Raw genomic sequence first — 17712 nt, forward strand, 5'->3', positions numbered from 1 at the left:
GTGCAGATTAAGCCGCAAGGAATACTGCAGTTTTTCTGCGTAATCGCTAGAATGGCGACCTTTGCGAAGTTCTGGAGTTTTCCCCTAATGCGCACTTTTCGGCTGGTGATTGCTTGCCCGGACCGGGTTGGCATCGTTGCCAAAGTCAGTAACTTTCTGGCCTCCCACAACGGCTGGATCACCGAGGCGAGCCATCACTCGGACGATCTCAGCGGATGGTTTTTCATGCGTCACGAGATTCGTGCCGACACGCTGCCCTTTGGTCTTGAAGCTTTTCGTGAGGCGTTTGCGCCGATCGCCGAAGAGTTTTCGATGACCTGGCACATCACCGACACGGAGCAGAAAAAACGCGTCGTACTGATGGCCAGTCGTGAGTCCCATTGCCTGGCTGACCTGTTGCACCGCTGGCACAGCGATGAGCTGGACTGTGAGATTGCCTGTGTGATCTCCAACCATGACGACCTGCGCAGCATGGTCGAATGGCATGGCATCCCGTATTACCACGTACCGGTCAACCCACAGGATAAAGAGCCGGCGTTCGCCGAGGTCTCCCGCCTGGTCAAGCAGCATAAGGCTGACGTCGTCGTGCTGGCGCGCTACATGCAAATCCTGCCGCCGGAACTGTGCCGCGAATACGCGGGTAAGGTGATCAATATTCACCACAGCTTCCTGCCGTCGTTTGTGGGTGCCAAGCCCTACCATCAGGCCTCCCTGCGTGGCGTGAAGCTGATTGGCGCAACCTGCCACTACGTCACCGAGGAGCTGGACGCTGGCCCGATCATCGAGCAGGACGTAGTGCGCGTCAGCCACAGCGACAGCATCGAAGACATGGTGCGTTTCGGCCGTGACGTCGAGAAGATGGTCCTGGCCCGTGGCCTGCGTTACCACTTGGAAGATCGCGTGCTGGTGCACGGCAATAAGACCGTCGTGTTCTGATAGCGACGTGCTTATTGAAGAATAGGGGGCCTGGGCGTTAAATCGTCCCAGGCCCTTTTTCTTTGCCCGTCATTGAGGATTGATTGATGAGCGATCCGCTGGACAAAGCCACCTCCAAAGCCCCAGCGACGCTGGGGGAGGGGTGTTTGAGCCGGTTCGACCCGGATGAGCTGGACGCAGAGGACGGCACCGAGTTTCCCGGTGCGGTCGAGTTATGGGCGCGCGAACAGGCTAAAGCCGAACCCAAGGAAGAATAGTGGCCCGCCGCCATGCCAGGCGGCGGGCTGCTTGCATCAGATCCGGAAACTGCCCACCAACTGCTTCAGGCGTGCTGCCTGTTGTTCCAGGTCGGTACAGGCCCGCAGGGTTGAGTGCAGGTTTTCCACACCCTCCTGGTTGAGTGTGTTGATCTCGGTGATGTCCATGTTGATCGACTCCACCACTGAGGTCTGTTCTTCGGTAGCGGTGGCCACTGACTGGTTCATGCCGTCGATCTCGCCAATGCGCTGGGTCACGCTGTTAAGGCGTTCGCCGGCCAGGTTGGCGATGTCCACACTCTCGAGGCTGTGGCGCTGGCTTTCGCTCATGGTGCTGACCGATTCCCGGGCGCCGACTTGCAGCTCTTCAATCATCTTTTGCACTTGTTGCGCCGATTCCTGGGTGCGGTGGGCCAGGTTGCGCACTTCATCGGCCACTACCGCAAACCCGCGTCCGGCTTCCCCTGCACGCGCCGCTTCGATCGCGGCGTTAAGTGCCAGCAGGTTGGTTTGCTGGGAGATGCTGGTGATGACTTCCAGAATTTGCCCGATATTCACGGTCTTGCTGTTGAGCGCTTCAATATTGCTGCTGGAAGCGCTGATCATCGCGGATAACTTGGTCATCGCCGTGATATTGCGATCAACCACTTGCTGGCCGTCTTCGGCCAATTGCCGCGCATCGCTGGCCTGGCCGGAAGCCTGCGCAGCATTACGGGCGATCTCTTGTGCAGCGGCGCCCAGTTCGTTGATGGCGGCGGCGACACTGTTGGTGCGGTTGGCCTGCTCGTCGGAATTGACCATGGACGAGTTGGACGCACTGACCACGCGCAGGGCGACTTCGTTGACCTGCTCGGTGGCCGAGGACACTTCGCGAATGGAGGTATGAATCCGTTCCACGAAGCGGTTGAATGCGTTACCCAGCGTGCCGAATTCGTCGTGATTCTGGATGCTCAGGCGGCGTGTCAGGTCACCTTCGCCATCGGCGATGTCCTGCATGGCACGGGTCATCACGTGCAAGGGTTGCAACAGCACTCGGATCAGCATGCCGAGCAGCGCGATGATGATCACCACGGCAATGATCGTGGCAATCACGGCCGAGGTGCGGAATTTGCTGAGCATGGCGAAGGATTTGTCTTTATCCACCGAAACGCCCAGGTACCAGTTCACCGACGGCAGGCCCTTGATCGGTGTAAACGTGACGATGTTGTCTTTGCCGTTGGCTTCAACTTCGCTGAAGTCCCCGCTGATTTTCGGTGTGTTTTTCGGGTACACGTCAGCCAGGGTTTTCATCACCAGGTTTTTGTCCGGATGCACCAGCACTTTGCCATCGGCACTGACCAGGAAGGCATAGCCCATGCCACCGAAGTTCAGTGCGCCGATGTTATCCACCAGGGTTTGCAGGCTCAGGTCGCCGCCCACCACGCCGATGCTCTGGCCGGTCTTGGTACTGCTGGGGGTGGCAACAGAAATGATCAACTGCCCGGTAGCGGCGTCGATGTAGGGTTCGGTCAGGGTCGAGCCGTTGCTGCTCTGGGCGCCTTTGTACCAAGGGCGAACCCGTGGATCGAAGCCATCCGGCATCTTGGTGTCAGGGCGGATGGTGAAGGCGCCTTTGCTGTCGCCCACGTAGGTTGCCATGAACGAGGAGGTCAGCGCTTTCTGCTCGAGCAGGCTGGCAACCACACTGGGTTCAGGATTGATGGCGATGTTTTGTGCCGCATTCTCCACCAGGGCAATGCGACCGGTCAGCCAGGTTTGAATATTGCTGGCGGTGACATCGCCCATTTCATGCAGGTAATTATTGAGGTCGTCGCGAATCGCGTTGCGTTGCAGGTAGTCGTTATAGAGGGTAAACAGCGCGAAAGCGGCGATGACGATAAGGGAGGCTGCAAGCAGGATCTTGTGGCTGAAGCGCAGGTTTTTATTCATGGCTTGTAGGGTCCGCTATGGTCTTAATATCCGAAGCGCATCCTCTTGGGATACGCAAAATGACAGCGTCAAAAAAGGTGTGATATTTCTTGTGATAGCTCTGTGGGTCCCTTATAGGAGCTATCTGACCTATTTTTAGACTTTGTGGGTCGTACATCCGTCTGTATCGACCTGGCGGCACTAAAGATTAACCAAAGGTGACGAAATGCCTGATTCCTCGCAACTCCTTATCGGCGCCGGCCTTGACGGCCAACCCATCGCCCAGGCCATGCGTCTGGCCAACCGTCACGGGTTGATTGCCGGCGCCACCGGCACGGGCAAGACCGTCACGTTGCAGCGCCTGGCGGAAGCTTTCAGTGATGCGGGTGTGGCGGTGTTCGCCGCGGATATCAAGGGCGACCTATGTGGTCTGGGGGCAGCGGCCAACCCGCAAGGTAAAGTGGCCGAGCGCATCGCGGGTATGCCCTTCCTTAACTATACGGCCAAGGCTTATCCGGTGACGCTGTGGGATATCCACGGGCAGTCCGGTCATCCGCTTCGCACCACCATCAGCGAAATGGGGCCGTTATTGCTCGGCAGCCTGTTGGAACTCACCGACAGCCAGCAGTCGGCACTCTATGCCACGTTCAAGGTGGCTGACCGCGAAGGCTTGTTGCTGCTCGACCTCAAAGACCTCAAGGCATTGCTCAACCACCTGCGTTATCACCCGGAGCTGCTGGGCGATGATGCGGCACTGATGACTACCGGCTCCAGCCAGGCGCTGTTGCGGCGCCTGGCTGTGCTGGAGCAGCAGGGCGCCGAAGCCTTGTTTGGTGAGCCGGCCCTGCAACTTGAGGATATTTTGCAGCCGGCCAGCGATGGCCGTGGGCGCATCCACCTGCTCGACGCCAGCCGATTGGTGCATGAAGCGCCAAAGGTCTACGCGACCTTCCTGCTGTGGCTGCTGGCCGAGCTGTTCGAACAGTTGCCTGAACGCGGTGACGCCGATAAACCGCTGCTTGCGTTGTTTTTCGACGAGGCGCATTTGTTGTTTGCCGATACACCCAAGGCGTTGCAGGATCGCCTGGAGCAAGTGGTGCGTTTGATCCGGTCCAAAGGGGTAGGTGTGTATTTTGTCACTCAGTCTCCAGGTGATTTGCCGGACACGGTATTGGCGCAATTGGGCTTGCGTATTCAGCACGGTCTGCGTGCGTTCACAACTAAAGAGCAGAAATCCTTGCGCGCCGTGGCGGACGGTTTCCGGCCCAACCCGGCGTTCGATGCCTTGTCGGTACTGACTGAGTTGGGCACCGGTGAGGCATTGGTGGGCACGTTGCAGGAAAAGGGCACACCGGAAGTCGTCCAACGCGTGCTGGTTGCGCCTCCACAGTCGCGAATCGGGCCACTGAGTGAGGCCGAACGTGCGGCATTGATCGCCAGTTCGCCGTTGCTGGGGCGGTATGACAAGCCGATTGACCGGGAGTCGGCCTATGAAGTGCTGATGGCGCGCAAAGAGCTTGGGGTGACCGAAGAGGCGAAGCCCGCGGCCGAAGAACCGAGCTTTACCGACAAAGCGGGTGCCTTTCTGGGCACTACGGCTGGCAAGGCACTCAAGTCGGCGATGCAGCAGGCCGCCAATCAGATGGGCCGGCAGTTGGTGCGGGGGTTGTTGGGGTCGTTGCTGGGCGGCAGCAAGCGCAAATAGGGGTTCAGGATTTGGGTTTGCCGTGGGCGGCCAACCGCTCGAGCGCCGCGCGCAAGCCCGGATCACTGATCCCGTCAGCCGTTGCCTGAATGGTTTCGGCTGCATTCTCCGAAAGGTCCATCGTATGCCCCACCGCGCCTTGCTGTACGGTGGGTGGCTGCACTTTGAACTGGATACGGGTCAAGCTGGCAAATACATCAAATGCCATCAATTGTCGCTGCAGGCGTTTTTGCTGGTAGCGCAAACGGGTCGCCCAATGGCCATCGGTGACAATTAACAGCAAATTACCCTCGCGCCAGGACGCCACATGGCAATGCTCGCGGGCGGCAGGTTGCAGCTGGCTTTCTACCAGGCGTTGCAAATGGCCCAAGCGTTGCGCGTGGCCGAAGATGGCTTTCAACGGCTTGGCTTCGCGAAGCAACACGCTGGGGGCGCGGGCTGTAAGAGGGCGAAATGCCATGTTTAGACACCTTAAGTAACAGAGCGGCTATCTTAGCAGAAAGCGCCTGAGCGGCCCCAGGCAATGCGATAACAGGGCAATGCCCGTGAAATCAATAGTTAACTTCTGCGCTCCATGGGTTGAAGTTCCAGCAAAAGCCCTTATTTTAAACAGGCCCTCTCACAGCACCATGCCAGCATCGGGGAACAACGCCACTTTCCTCACCCACGATTCCGGGTAGAATGCGCGTTCGCATGCGGCCGTGAGGGCTGCTCGGGCCACTCACGGTGCGCCCTCCATCCCTATGTGTGGAAGAACCTGCCGATATGTTTGCGCCTTTGTTAAAGAAACTTTTTGGAAGCAAGAATGAGCGCGAAGTCAAACGCATGCTCAAGACGGTGCAGCTGGTTAATGCCTTCGAAGAGCAGATGGTTGCCCTTTCGGACGAGCAATTGCGCGCCAAGACCCAAGAGTTCAAGGCCCGCATAGCCAAAGGTGAAACCCTCGACAAGCTGCTTCCCGAAGCCTTTGCGGTCGCCCGTGAAGCCGGTAAGCGTGTCATGGGCATGCGCCACTTCGACGTCCAGTTGATCGGCGGCATGACCTTGCATGAAGGCATGATTGCCGAAATGCGTACGGGTGAAGGCAAGACCCTGGTGGCAACCCTGGGTGTTTACCTCAACGCACTGTCCGGCAAGGGCGTGCACGTTGTGACGGTGAACGACTACCTGGCCCGCCGGGACGCCAACTGGATGCGCCCGCTGTATGAATTCCTCGGCCTGACCGTCGGCGTGGTAACGCCGTTCCAGCCGCCGGAAGAGAAGCGCGCCGCCTACGCTGCCGACATCACCTATGGCACCAACAACGAATTCGGTTTCGACTACCTGCGCGACAACATGGCGTTCAGCATGGAAGAAAAATTCCAGCGCGAACTCAACTTTGCCGTGATCGACGAAGTCGACTCCATCCTGATCGACGAAGCCCGTACCCCGCTGATCATCTCCGGCCAGGCCGAAGACAGCTCGCGCCTGTACACCGAGATCAACAAGTTGGTCCCGCGTCTGGAGCAGCACATCGAGGAAGTGGAAGGCGTGGTGACCAAAGAAGGTCACTTCACCATCGACGAGAAGACTCGTCAGGTCGAACTCAACGAAGCCGGTCACCAGTTTGTCGAAGACATGCTGACCCAGATCGGCGAACTGGCCGAGGGTGAAAGCCTGTACTCGGCGCACAACCTGGGCCTGTTGACCCACGTGTATGCCGGCCTGCGCGCCCACAAGCTGTTCCATCGCAACGTTGAATACATCGTCCAGGACGGCCAGGTCGTACTGGTTGACGAACACACTGGCCGTACCATGCCGGGTCGTCGTCTGTCCGAAGGCCTGCACCAGGCTATCGAAGCGAAGGAAGGGCTCAACATCCAGGCTGAAAGCCAGACGTTGGCCTCCACTACCTTCCAGAACTACTTCCGTCTGTACAACAAGCTGTCCGGCATGACCGGTACGGCCGACACCGAAGCGTTCGAATTCCACCAGATCTACAGCCTGGCCGTGATGGTGATTCCACCGAACAAGCCGCTGGCGCGTAAAGATTTCAACGACCTGGTGTTCCTGACTGCCGAAGAGAAATACGCGGCAATCATCAACGACATCAAGGACGGCATGGCCCAGGGTCGTCCGATCCTGGTGGGTACCGCCACCATCGAAACTTCCGAGCACGTGTCCAACCTGCTTAACAAGGAAGGCATCGAGCACAAGGTCCTCAACGCCAAGTTCCACGAAAAAGAAGCCGAGATCATCGCCCAGGCCGGTCGCCCAGGCGCACTCACCATCGCCACCAACATGGCCGGTCGTGGTACCGACATCCTGTTGGGCGGTAACTGGGAAGTGGAAGTGGCCTCGCTCGACAACCCGACCCCTGAGCAGATCGCCCAGATCAAGGCCGACTGGCAGAAACGCCACCAGGCTGTGCTCGAATCCGGCGGCTTGCAGGTCATCGCGTCCGAGCGTCACGAGTCACGCCGTATCGACAACCAGCTGCGTGGTCGTGCCGGTCGTCAGGGTGACGCCGGTTCCAGCCGTTTCTACCTGTCGCTGGAAGACAGCCTGATGCGTATCTTCGCCTCGGACCGGGTGAAGAACTTCATGAAAGCCCTGGGCATGCAGTCCGGTGAAGCGATCGAGCACCGCATGGTGACCAACGCCATCGAGAAGGCCCAGCGCAAGGTAGAAGGCCGTAACTTCGACATTCGCAAGCAGCTGCTTGAGTTCGATGACGTCAACAACGAACAGCGTAAAGTGATCTATCACATGCGTAACACGTTGCTGGCCGCCGACAACATTGGCGAGACCATTGCCGATTTCCGTCAGGACGTGCTCAACGCCACCGTCAGCGCCCATATCCCGCCACAGTCCCTGCCTGAGCAGTGGGATGTTGCCGGCCTGGAAGCCGCGTTGAAGAACGACTTCGGTGTCGACTTGCCGGTTCAACAGTGGCTGGACGAAGACGATCACCTGTACGAAGAAACCCTGCGCGAGAAGCTGATGACCGAGCTGCTCGCCGCGTACAACGAGAAAGAAGAGCAGGCGAGTGCCGAAGCACTGCGTACCTTCGAGAAACAAATCGTACTGCGCGTGCTGGATGACCTGTGGAAAGACCACCTGTCGACCATGGACCACCTGCGTCATGGTATTCACCTGCGTGGCTACGCCCAGAAGAACCCGAAGCAAGAGTACAAGCGCGAGTCGTTCACGCTGTTCTCCGAGCTGCTGGATTCGATCAAGCGCGATTCGATTCGTGTGCTGTCCCACGTTCAGGTGCGTCGCGAAGACCCGATCGAGGAAGAAGCTCGCCTGCGTCAGGAAGCCGAAGCACTGGCCGCGCGCATGCAGTTCCAGCATGACGAAGCACCAGGTCTGGAAGCGCCGGAAGTCTTGGGCGAGGAGGTCGATGTGGCCTTGGCTCAAGCCCCGGTTCGCAATGATCAGAAGCTGGGTCGCAACGAACTGTGCTGGTGCGGTTCGGGCAAGAAGTTCAAACACTGCCACGGCGAAATCAACTAAGATTTTTGCCTGACGCTGCAACACCCCGCGCCGCGACCGGCTTTTGCCGTCGCGGCGTTTTGCCATTAATTCACCGTCGATAGCGACGGCACACACATCACCTATTTTTAAGGAGCGCATTCATGGCTGTTGGTCTTGGTCCTTTGCCCACATTGCACCCGGTTGCCGGTTTTGAACTCGGTATCGCTTCGGCCGGCATCAAACGCCCGGGGCGCAAGGATGTGGTGGTGATGCGCTGTGCCGAAGGCTCGACTGTCGCGGGTGTGTTCACCCTTAATGCCTTCTGCGCTGCACCGGTTATCCTGGCCAAGCAACGCGTTGCCGGCCCGATCCGTTACCTGCTGACCAACACCGGCAATGCCAACGCCGGTACCGGCGAGCCTGGTCTTGTCGCCGCAGCCCGCACATGCGCCAAGCTGGCGCAACTGGCCGGCGTCGACGCCAGCCAAGTGCTGCCTTACTCCACCGGCGTGATCGGTGAGCCGCTGCCTGTGGAAAAGATCGAAGGTGCATTGCAAGCGGCACTGGACGACCTGTCTGTGGATAACTGGGCTGCCGCGGCCACCGGCATCATGACCACCGACACGCTGCCCAAGGGCGCGAGCCGTCAGTTCGTGCACGACGGCGTGACCGTTACTGTGACCGGCATCAGCAAGGGCGCTGGCATGATCCGTCCGAACATGGCCACCATGCTCGGCTATATTGCCACCGACGCCAAAGTCTCCCGCGACGTGCTGCAGCGCCTGATGCTGGACGGCGCCAACAAGTCGTTCAACCGCATTACCATCGATGGTGACACCTCGACCAACGACTGCTGCATGCTGATCGCTACCGGCCAGGCCAACCTGCCGCAAATCACCTCCACCGAGGGCCCGCTGTTCGCGGCGCTGAAACAGGCGGTGTTCGAGGTGTGCATGGACGTGGCCCAGGCCATCGTGCGTGACGGTGAGGGCGCGACCAAGTTCGTCACCGTTGAAGTCAACGGCGGCGGCAATCACCAGGAATGCCTGGATGTCGGTTACACCGTGGCGCATTCGCCGCTGATCAAGACCGCTTTGTTCGCCTCCGACCCGAACTGGGGCCGTATCCTCGCAGCCGTTGGCCGTGCCGGCGTGCCTGACCTGGACGTGAGCAAGATCGACGTATTTCTCGGCGACGTGTGCATTGCCAGCCGTGGCGCTCGCGCCGAAACCTACACCGAAGCCCAAGGCTCGGCAGTGATGCAGCAGGAAGAAATCACCATTCGTATCGAGCTGGGTCGCGGTGAGTGCAGCGAAACCATCTGGACCACCGACCTGTCCCACGAGTACGTGAAGATCAATGCGGAATACCGCACCTGATAGCCAAGAGGATAAGCGCGGTGAAACGAGTGCATGTAGCAGCAGCAGTGATCCGTGGTGTCGATGGCAGAATCCTGCTGGCGCGCCGCGCGGATACTCAGCACCAGGGCGGCCTTTGGGAGTTCCCCGGCGGCAAGGTGGAGGCTGAGGAATCGGTCGCCACTGCGCTGTCCCGCGAGTTGAAGGAAGAGCTGGGCATTCAGGTCACCACGGCGCGACCGCTGATCAAGGTGCAGCATGACTACTCGGACAAGCAGGTGTTGCTGGATGTCTGGGAAGTATCGGCCTTTACCGGCGAGCCCCATGGTGCCGAAGGGCAACCGTTGGAATGGGTTGCTCCTCGGGATTTGCCCAACTATGAGTTCCCTGCGGCCAATGCCCCGATCGTTGCGGCGGCGCGTTTACCGGCCGAGTACCTGATTACCCCGGGTGAGCTGGAGACCCCGACGCTGTTGCGCGGTATTCAAAAAGCCATCGCGGGTGGCATCAAGCTGATTCAACTGCGTGCGCCCAATGGTTACGACCCGAAATACCGTGACCTGGCGGTGGACGCTGTAGGCCTGTGTGCCGGCAAGGCGCAGTTGATGCTCAAGGGGCCGTTTGAATGGCTGGGGGATTTCCCGGCGGCGGGCTGGCACATGACTTCGGCGCAGTTGCGTAAATATGCGAGCAAGGGCCGTCCGCTGCCGAAGGATCGCTGGTTGGCGGCCTCGTGCCATAACGCCGAAGAACTGGCGCTGGCGCGAATGATGGATGTGGATTTCGTCACGCTGTCGCCGGTGCAACCGACCCAGACTCATCCTGATGCCCAGCCACTGGGTTGGGAGCAGGCGGCAGAGTTGATCCGTGGGTTCAGCAAGCCGGTGTTTCTGTTGGGTGGGGTTGGGCCTGCCGAGCGGGAACAGGCTTGGGAAGCTGGGGCTCAGGGTGTGGCGGGCATTCGGGCGTTCTGGCCTGAGGTTTAATGGTGTTCTGACGGGCCTCTTCGCGAGCAAGCCCGCTCCCACACTCGACCGAGTTCCAACGTTGGAATGCAGTCAAATGTGGGAGCGGGCTTGCTCGCGAAGAGGCCAGGTCAGTCACTAAAAAAACATCAGTGTGGCTTAGCAGCTGCCTGCCAAAGAATTTCAGCAACACCCTGGCGCTTGGCAATCACCCTGGCCGCCACAAACAACAAATCCGACAGCCGATTGATATACGCCAACCCCAAGCCTTCCAACGGCTCAACCGCATTCAAATGCTGACACCGCCGTTCCGCACTGCGCGCTACGCTGCGGCACACGTGGGCCTGGGCAATCAGCGCTGAACCACCGGGCAGGATGAAGTTCTCCAACGACCCGACTTCCTCATTCCAGCGATCAATCGCGGCTTCCAGCCGATCGATTTCGGCCGCATTCAACGCCTTGTACACCGGCATTGCCAGTTCACCGCCGAGGTCGAACAAACGATGCTGGCAGGGTGTGAGCACCTCAATCACATCCGTCAGTGCCGGATGCTTGCCGCTCTGCTCTTCAAGATTGGCCAGCAGCAAACCCAACTGACTGTTCAGCGTGTCGACCTCTCCAATCGCTTCCACCCGAGGGTGGTCCTTGGGGACGCGGCGGCCGTCGCCGAGGCCCGTCTCGCCCTTGTCACCGGTGCGGGTGTAGATCTTCGACAGGCGAAAGCCCATGGTCATTGCTCCAGTTGAGTCAGTTCATTGGGTGGCATTTGGCTGCCGGCCAAAGGCAGGCGCAGCGTGAAGCAGGTGCCCTGGCCGAGGGTGGAGTGCACCTCCATCTGGCCCTTATGGTTGTTGGTGATGATGAAGTACGACACCGACAGCCCAAGCCCGGTGCCTTGGCCAATTTCCTTGGTGGTGAAAAACGGCTCGAAGGTGCGTTTGCGCACGTTTTCACTCATGCCGATGCCGTTGTCTTCCACCTGGATCTCCGCCCACGGCGGATTGAGGCGGGTGCGCAGGATGATTCGTCCCGGCTCGCGGTCGTCTTCGCGCAGGTGAATGGCCTGGGCGGCGTTTTTCAGCAAGTTGAGCAGCACCTGTTCCAGTTCGTTGGCAGTGCCGGGAACCGGGCCCAGTTGCGGGTCGAACTGGCGAATGATCGCCTGGCCTTTGAAGTCGAAACCGATCGTCAGGTCGAAGTCATTACCGGCAATTTCCACGGCCTGATCAATCAGTGCCGGCAAATCGCAAGGCGCCATCTGGCGATTACTGCGGCGGCTGAAACTGAGCATGTGGGTAACGATTTTCGCCGCCCGGGCGCCGGCTTGCTGAATTCCGTCGAGCAGTTGCGGTACTTCGCGGCTTTGCAGGTAGTGGTTGACCGTGTCCAGCTCGAGGCCCGCCTGTTCGGCATACTCCAGGTTCTTGGGCAGGTCGGGGGACAGACGGCGGCGAATATTCTGCACGTTATGCAGGATAGCCCCCAGCGGGTTGTTGATCTCATGGGCCATGCCCGCGGCAAGGCCGCCGACGGAGAGCATTTTTTCCGACTGCACCATCATTTCTTCCAGGGACAAGCGCTGGGTGATGTCGTCGATACGAATGACCACGCCGCGCCCGGCGCCGCCCATCAATGGATAGAAGGTCAGGGCGTAATGCTTGGGCTCGTCATCCTTGACCCACGTGACCCGCTCAATGCGCTCCACCGTGTGCTGCTCAACCGTCGCCTTGATTTGCGGCAGGTAGGGCTTGAGCGGCTGGAACGCAAGGAAGATCGGCTGATTCAACGCTTCATCCAGGCGCGTGCCGGAAAGGGCCGTCGCTTCCTGGTTCCACTGGGTGACATAAAGCTGTTCGTCCAGCGCGATCAACGCCGAGGGCATCGAGTCGATGATGCTGTTCAGGTAGTTCTGGAAACCGGTGAGTTTTTTCTCGATCTTGCTGCGAACCTGGACTTCGAGTTCCAGCTTGCGGTTGGTATGGCGTGTCTCCTCGGCCAGGCCTTGGGCCTGGTCGTACGCAGCCTGCGAGTCGTCGCGCGCACGTTTGAGCTGTTGCTCGCGGGCTTCGATACGCGACAACATGGTGTTGAACGCTTCGGCCAGGCTGCCGATTTCATCATGGTTGCCGCGTCCGGCGCGCAGGGCGTAGTTTTCCTCGCGAGTCACCTGGCGCGACAGTTCTTCCAGTTCGTGGATCGGGCGAGTGATCAGGCGTTTGATCTGCCGGGCGATGACCAGCCAGAGCAACACACTGAAAATCAGGATGCCCAGGCTGGCGGTCAACGTGCCGGTATAGAAGGCCATCGGTAGCTCACTGCTTGCCACCAACAGTAAATGCCCGGAAGGCTGGCCGGCTCGGGGCAGGGTGATGACCTGGTTGCTGCGAAACTCGGTCAGGCGCCACGCCTCGATATGCCGGTAGTTGTCCGGCAGATGCAGGCGATTGCCGTGCTGCATCTGCGCCAGGCGGGTGCCCTCGCCGTCGTACAACGCCGCCGCGCGCAACGGCGAATAGCTGGTCAGCTCATTGAGCAGGGCGTCGGCCTTGGCTGGGGACTCGAGGGCTTCGGCGGCAAGTGAAGGGCTCGAAACCAGCCGACCGATGGCCTGCAGTGCCTGGGGCGCCATGCTTTCCTGGGAGATCCAATAGGCAGCACTGATAAACGTCAGGTTGGCCACCAGCAATACAGTGGTCAACAGCACCAGCAGGGCGGCCAGCAGTTTCTGCCCTACCGGTAGATTTTCAAGACGCTGGCGCAGTGGCATCAGGGTTTTCCCAGGTGATAGACAGGTAGGCAGGGTAGCGCGTGCCTCAGTCGCTGGCCAATCCGCGTGCGTGCAAGTAGTCGACCAGGCGCGCCTGCACCTGTTGCAGATGTGGCAGCACCAATTGATGGCGGGCAGCCGCCAGGCAGGCATAGCCCAGCAGGTAGCTGATTTCGGTGCGCCGGGCGTTGGCCACGTCCTGATACATGGAGGAGTAATTGGCGGCAGTGGCCTGGATCACCCTTTCCACTTCGCTGTGCAAATGTTCGGCGGCAGCCGGTTGACCGCAGCATTCAAGCAACTCGGCCAACTCGGCGCACAGGGTCGCGACTTCACACTGATGGGCTTGCAAGCCGCCGTTGCGGCACTGGTAAAGCACGGTCAGCGGGTTGATCGCGCAATTAAGGGCCAGCTTGCGCCACAGACGGGTGAGGATATCGGTGCTCCATTCGTGGGGGATGCCGGCGGTGTGCAGGTCTTCCAGCCATAGCGGCGCAGTCGGGTGGCCAACGTCCCCCAGCCAGGTGTAGCCATGGCCCGCAAACACTACGCGCCAGTCGCCGTCGCGGAATGCGCCTTCGGTACTGGAGGCAAAGAGGCAGCGAGCCTGGGGCAGTTGCGCGGCTACCGCGTCCTGGCTGCCGAGGCCGTTTTGCAGCAGGATCAGTTCGGCGTTCGGCACCAATCGGTGTTGCAATTGTGCGATGGCGCTCTGGGCATCGTAGGCTTTGCACGCCACCAGCAGCCGATGAATCGGCTCGGGGCTGTCAGGTGTTTCGCCGATCACTGGGTAGGTGCTTTCTACTCCTTGCTCCACCAGGGTCAGGCCTTTTGCCGTCTGATAGCTGGCCAGGCGGGTTTGATCGCGCAAGATCAGTCTGACGGGCACGCCCGCGCGCGCCAGTCGTGTGGCCCACAGTGTGCCCAGGCTGCCGGCGCCGAGAATATGCCAGGTGGTCGACATGAGTTTGTGCTCCGTAGGGTCGCTCACAGTGAACGGGGCGAAAGAACCGCTATAATGCCTGCGCATTTTAGCTCGGGCGCGCTCCATCTCTACTGAGCCCGCCCCTTATATTGGAGAAATGACATGCCTTCGTTCGACGTGGTATCCGAACTGGACAAACACGAAGTCACCAACGCCGTCGAGAACGCCGTCAAGGAACTGGACCGTCGCTATGACTTGAAAGGCAAGGGCAGCTTCGAATTCAAGGAAAAGGAACTGACCGTCAACCTGACCGCTGAAGCCGATTTCCAGCTGGAAGCGATGATCGAGATCCTTAAGTTGTCCCTGGTCAAGCGCAAGATTGACGCGCAGTGCCTTGAAATCAAAGAAGCCTACGCCTCCGGCAAGCTGATGAAGCAGGAAGCGGTTCTCAAGGAAGGCATCGACAAAGAGCTGGCGAAGAAGATCGTTGCTCATGTGAAGGATGCCAAGCTGAAAGTCCAGGCCGCCATCCAGGGTGAGCAGGTTCGCATCACTGGCAAGAAGCGTGATGATTTGCAGGAAGCAATCGCTGCCCTGCGCGCGAAGACCTTCGACATGCCGCTGCAGTTCAATAACTTCCGCGACTGATGGCACTTTGTGGAACCTGTGGGCGTTTTTGACGTCCCACGCCCCAGAACCTGCGCCTACACTTGAGCCCTACGGGGCTCAATTGCGTTTTCAGGTAGTCAATAAAGCCGCACATCCGCAAAACTGGAGAATGTAGATGGATTTGAATGCTGAAGTGGATCGCCTGATCAAGACCTCGCAGTCTTGGATCCCGATGATTATGGAATATGGCAGCCGGGTGTTGCTGGCGGTAATCACCCTGGCCATCGGCTGGTGGCTCATCAACCGACTGACGCACCGGGTGGGACGCTTGCTGGCGCTGCGTAACGCGGACTTGGCACTGCAGCATTTTATTACCAGCCTTGCGAATATCGCGCTGAAAGTCATGCTGATCGTCAGCGTGGCCTCGATGATTGGCGTGGCAACAACCTCGTTCGTCGCCGCGATCGGTGCGGCTACCCTGGCGATCGGCCTGGCGCTGCAAGGCAGCCTGGCCAACTTCGCCGGTGGTGTGCTGATTCTGCTGTTCCGCCCGTTCCGCATCGGTGACTGGATTGAAGCCCAAGGCACTTCCGGCACTGTCGACAGCATCCAGATCTTCCATACCGTGCTGCGCACCGGTGACAACAAAACCGTGATCGTGCCGAACGGCATCCTCTCCAACGGCATCATCACCAACACCAACCGTCAGCCTACCCGCAAGGTGGTGTTCGACGTGGGTGTCGACTATGAAGCCGACCTGCAGAAAGCCCGTGAAGTGCTGCTGGAACTGGCGAAAGACCCGCGCGTAATGGCTGACCCGGCGGCAGTGGTCGTGGTGTCGACCCTGGGCGACAGCTCGATCACGGTGTCGTTGCGTTGCTGGACCAAGACTGCAGATTATTGGGACGTTGTGTTCATGCTGAATGAACTGTCGCGTGACCGCCTGAAAGGCGCGGGGATTGATATTCCGTTCCCGCAGCGAGTGATTCGCGTGATGCAGGAACCGGTTGCAAAATAACTAAGCAGCCGAACGTCGAACTTGGCCGATAGGTCAGGTTCGATGCAAGCGTTTAATCTCGTTAGTTAGCTTGCTAGTTATGCCGTCATTGAAATAAAACTGCAATAAAAAAGCCGCTCCTTTGCATGCAAGGGAGCGGCTTTTTAGTTAAGGCCGAAGCCTTAAGTCATCGTTGTAATCAAACAGCCAATTACAAGATGTTCAGCGGGTATTGCGCGATCAGACGCAGCTCGTCGATAGACGCCGAACCGTAGTACACACCATCAGACGAACGATAGGTCGCTTGACGTACGCGCAGGCTCAGGTCTTTCGCTGGGCCGCTCTGGATCACGTATTTGGCTTCGATATCACGTTCCCATTCTTTGGCATTGGTGGTGGTGCCGTTGTCGGCGCCGCTGCCAGTGACATAGCGGGTCATGAAGCTCAGGCCTGGAACGCCGAATTTGGCCATGTTCAGGTCGTAGCGAGCTTGCCAGGATTTTTCACCCTCGGCGTTGAAGTCGGAACGTGCAACGGAGTTAGCCAGGAAGATCGAGCCGCCGCCATCTACGCCGTAGCCGTAGTCGCCATCACCGCTAACCTTCTGATAGGCCAGGGTAAAGGTGTGAGCGTCGAGGGTATACGCGCCTTGCAAGCTGAATGCACGGTTGTTGAGCTTGGTGGTGTTGTCTTTTTCAGCGCGTTGCAGACCGGCGCCATCGCTCTTGGTGTCGTAGATGTTGAAGTCAACGGCCACCGACTGGTTGTCGGTAAGCGCGTGGGTCCAGTTCACGTTGGCGTAGAGTTTCTTCCAATAGTCTTCGACTTTCGAGTAGTAGAGGCTAGTGGTGAACTCAGGCGTCCAGGCGTAAACGCCACCCACGAAGTTCGCATCTCTCAGGCCGCGACCGGTGTTGGGTTCGGAGCTGCTGATACTGTCTTTGTAGGTGTGGTCCTGGGCAACGATCGAGGTGAAGTGACCGGCTTCAAGTTTCAGGTCTTTGATTTCGTTGCTGGTCAGAGAGAAGCCTTGCGGCAGCTCTGGAAGCAGACGGCTGTCATCGGAGGCGAACACCGGTGCGGTAGTGTATTGATCACCTACTTTCAGCACGGTGTTGGAAATACGGAACTTAACCGCAGCGCCGCCTTTGGAGTAATCGTCTTCCGAGCGACCGTCAGAACCGGTTGGGAACAGGCCGGTACCGGCGCGACCCTTGCCGCTGTCGAGCTTGACGCCCAAAAGGCCAATGGCATCAACACCGACACCAATGGTGCCTTGGGTAAAGCCGGATTGGTACAGGCCGTTGAAACCAAGACCGGTTTCTTCGCTGCGGCTTTGGCCGGAGTCGTTGTTGCGCTTGTCACGGCTGAAATACAGCAACCGGGTGTTGATGCTGAAAGTGCTGTCTTCAACAAAACCCTTGGCGTCGTCTTGTGCGGACGCCATTGCGTATTGCGAGGTGCCTGCTGAAACAGCCAGGGCGATCATGCTCCACTTCATCACGCGCATCGTGATTTGCTCCTTTGGTTTTAGGAAGAGTACTGCCGTCCCACCTGTATTTTTATCTGGGCGGCTCTTTCTTTTTTGTGTCGGCGCAAAGTTATATCACGCAGACCCTATTGACGATACTTACCCATCTATCCTTTCAGCTTCTTTACGAGGCTGTCGTAAATTGCTAGTTCCATGTCGCAAATTCACAGCCCGAATGTAACAAGGCTGACAACTTAAGTGCTGTTTTCAGACCGCTTTCGAAGTTTGAATTCGTCCTTGGTGTGCACTCAAACGCTGCTGATTTTTATCGCGAAACACCTGCTTCCAGGCG

14 protein-coding genes and 1 pseudogene are annotated in these 17712 nt (G+C 58.9%); 8 read left to right on the forward strand and 7 right to left on the reverse strand.

The window, feature by feature from the left end; all coding sequences use genetic code 11:
• Positions 1–87 precede the first annotated feature (87 nt).
• Both purU and ACLBW8_RS21405 read left to right on the forward strand, forming a co-directional pair.
• Positions 88–936 carry a formyltetrahydrofolate deformylase gene (gene purU, locus ACLBW8_RS21400; protein ID WP_447806245.1) on the forward strand — a complete coding sequence of 283 codons (849 nt, stop codon included), beginning with the start codon at positions 88–90 and terminating at the stop codon, positions 934–936.
• Between the two features lie 86 nt (positions 937–1022).
• Positions 1023–1193 (forward strand): hypothetical protein, encoded by a 171-nt coding sequence (locus ACLBW8_RS21405; RefSeq protein ID WP_167353710.1) that lies wholly within the window; start codon positions 1023–1025, stop codon positions 1191–1193.
• Positions 1194–1229: 36 nt separating this feature from the next.
• On the opposite strand, the gene ACLBW8_RS21410 is transcribed toward ACLBW8_RS21405, so the two are convergent.
• Both ACLBW8_RS21410 and ACLBW8_RS21415 read right to left on the reverse strand, forming a co-directional pair.
• Positions 1230–1994 carry a methyl-accepting chemotaxis protein gene (locus ACLBW8_RS21410; protein ID WP_407016290.1) on the reverse strand — a complete coding sequence of 255 codons (765 nt, stop codon included), beginning with the start codon at positions 1992–1994 and terminating at the stop codon, positions 1230–1232.
• A gap of 93 nt (positions 1995–2087) precedes the next feature.
• Positions 2088–3122 (reverse strand): annotated as a pseudogene (locus ACLBW8_RS21415) (HAMP domain-containing protein); the annotation flags it as partial.
• 205 nt (positions 3123–3327) lie between these two features.
• Here ACLBW8_RS21415 and ACLBW8_RS21420 point away from each other — a divergent pair.
• Positions 3328–4806, forward strand: a complete 1479-nt coding sequence (locus ACLBW8_RS21420) for a helicase HerA-like domain-containing protein (RefSeq protein WP_447806246.1) — start codon at positions 3328–3330, stop codon at positions 4804–4806.
• 4 nt (positions 4807–4810) lie between these two features.
• Here the strand turns inward: ACLBW8_RS21420 and ACLBW8_RS21425 are convergent, their stop codons facing one another.
• A complete protein-coding gene (locus ACLBW8_RS21425; protein ID WP_064453940.1) occupies positions 4811–5266 on the reverse strand; it encodes a DUF721 domain-containing protein in 456 nt (151 codons plus the stop codon).
• A 305-nt stretch (positions 5267–5571) separates the two neighbouring features.
• Between ACLBW8_RS21425 and secA the strand changes: the two genes are divergently transcribed.
• The 3 genes from secA to ACLBW8_RS21440 all read left to right on the forward strand — a co-directional run bounded on the left by secA (position 5572) and on the right by ACLBW8_RS21440 (position 10612).
• Positions 5572–8307 (forward strand): preprotein translocase subunit SecA, encoded by a 2736-nt coding sequence (secA, locus tag ACLBW8_RS21430; RefSeq protein WP_064453939.1) that lies wholly within the window; start codon positions 5572–5574, stop codon positions 8305–8307.
• Positions 8308–8429: 122 nt separating this feature from the next.
• Positions 8430–9647, forward strand: a complete 1218-nt coding sequence (gene argJ, locus ACLBW8_RS21435; protein WP_064453938.1) for a bifunctional glutamate N-acetyltransferase/amino-acid acetyltransferase ArgJ — start codon at positions 8430–8432, stop codon at positions 9645–9647.
• A 20-nt stretch (positions 9648–9667) separates the two neighbouring features.
• Complete coding sequence (locus ACLBW8_RS21440; protein ID WP_064453937.1) at positions 9668–10612, forward strand: Nudix family hydrolase; 945 nt, start codon at positions 9668–9670, stop codon at positions 10610–10612.
• Between the two features lie 128 nt (positions 10613–10740).
• Here ACLBW8_RS21440 and ACLBW8_RS21445 read toward each other — a convergent pair whose 3' ends face one another.
• From ACLBW8_RS21445 to ACLBW8_RS21455, 3 genes are read right to left on the reverse strand one after another with little or no spacing between them, the layout of a single operon-like run.
• Entirely contained in the window at positions 10741–11319 is a 579-nt protein-coding gene (locus tag ACLBW8_RS21445; RefSeq protein WP_447806247.1) for a cob(I)yrinic acid a,c-diamide adenosyltransferase, read from the reverse strand.
• Between the two features lie 2 nt (positions 11320–11321).
• Complete coding sequence (locus tag ACLBW8_RS21450) at positions 11322–13358, reverse strand: sensor histidine kinase (RefSeq protein WP_064453935.1); 2037 nt, start codon at positions 13356–13358, stop codon at positions 11322–11324.
• A gap of 46 nt (positions 13359–13404) precedes the next feature.
• A complete protein-coding gene (locus ACLBW8_RS21455) occupies positions 13405–14322 on the reverse strand; it encodes a putative 2-dehydropantoate 2-reductase (RefSeq protein ID WP_262666187.1) in 918 nt (305 codons plus the stop codon).
• Between the two features lie 123 nt (positions 14323–14445).
• Between ACLBW8_RS21455 and ACLBW8_RS21460 the strand changes: the two genes are divergently transcribed.
• Both ACLBW8_RS21460 and ACLBW8_RS21465 read left to right on the forward strand, forming a co-directional pair.
• Positions 14446–14931 (forward strand): YajQ family cyclic di-GMP-binding protein, encoded by a 486-nt coding sequence (locus ACLBW8_RS21460; RefSeq protein ID WP_053257767.1) that lies wholly within the window; start codon positions 14446–14448, stop codon positions 14929–14931.
• A 136-nt stretch (positions 14932–15067) separates the two neighbouring features.
• Positions 15068–15910 (forward strand): mechanosensitive ion channel family protein, encoded by an 843-nt coding sequence (locus ACLBW8_RS21465; RefSeq protein ID WP_064453933.1) that lies wholly within the window; start codon positions 15068–15070, stop codon positions 15908–15910.
• Positions 15911–16100: 190 nt separating this feature from the next.
• Here ACLBW8_RS21465 and ACLBW8_RS21470 read toward each other — a convergent pair whose 3' ends face one another.
• A complete protein-coding gene (locus ACLBW8_RS21470) occupies positions 16101–17399 on the reverse strand; it encodes an OprD family porin (protein ID WP_447806248.1) in 1299 nt (432 codons plus the stop codon).
• Positions 17400–17712: the final 313 nt, after the last annotated feature.

Source organism: Pseudomonas sp. M5A4_2d (assembly GCF_053345295.1).

Excerpts from the sequence above, each read along its gene's own strand:
- ACLBW8_RS21450 (WP_064453935.1), bottom strand. The coding sequence starts at position 13,358 with ATGCCACTGCGCCAGCGTCTTGAAAATCTACCGGTAGGGCAGAAACTG.
- ACLBW8_RS21460 (WP_053257767.1), top strand. The coding sequence starts at position 14,446 with ATGCCTTCGTTCGACGTGGTATCCGAACTGGACAAACACGAAGTCACC.
- ACLBW8_RS21455 (WP_262666187.1), bottom strand. The coding sequence starts at position 14,322 with ATGTCGACCACCTGGCATATTCTCGGCGCCGGCAGCCTGGGCACACTG.
- secA (WP_064453939.1), top strand. The coding sequence starts at position 5,572 with ATGTTTGCGCCTTTGTTAAAGAAACTTTTTGGAAGCAAGAATGAGCGC.
- ACLBW8_RS21465 (WP_064453933.1), top strand. The coding sequence starts at position 15,068 with ATGGATTTGAATGCTGAAGTGGATCGCCTGATCAAGACCTCGCAGTCT.
- ACLBW8_RS21470 (WP_447806248.1), bottom strand. The coding sequence starts at position 17,399 with ATGCGCGTGATGAAGTGGAGCATGATCGCCCTGGCTGTTTCAGCAGGC.
- ACLBW8_RS21410 (WP_407016290.1), bottom strand. The coding sequence starts at position 1,994 with ATGGTCAATTCCGACGAGCAGGCCAACCGCACCAACAGTGTCGCCGCC.
- ACLBW8_RS21405 (WP_167353710.1), top strand. The coding sequence starts at position 1,023 with ATGAGCGATCCGCTGGACAAAGCCACCTCCAAAGCCCCAGCGACGCTG.
- ACLBW8_RS21420 (WP_447806246.1), top strand. The coding sequence starts at position 3,328 with ATGCCTGATTCCTCGCAACTCCTTATCGGCGCCGGCCTTGACGGCCAA.
- ACLBW8_RS21445 (WP_447806247.1), bottom strand. The coding sequence starts at position 11,319 with ATGGGCTTTCGCCTGTCGAAGATCTACACCCGCACCGGTGACAAGGGC.
- ACLBW8_RS21425 (WP_064453940.1), bottom strand. The coding sequence starts at position 5,266 with ATGGCATTTCGCCCTCTTACAGCCCGCGCCCCCAGCGTGTTGCTTCGC.
- purU (WP_447806245.1), top strand. The coding sequence starts at position 88 with ATGCGCACTTTTCGGCTGGTGATTGCTTGCCCGGACCGGGTTGGCATC.
- argJ (WP_064453938.1), top strand. The coding sequence starts at position 8,430 with ATGGCTGTTGGTCTTGGTCCTTTGCCCACATTGCACCCGGTTGCCGGT.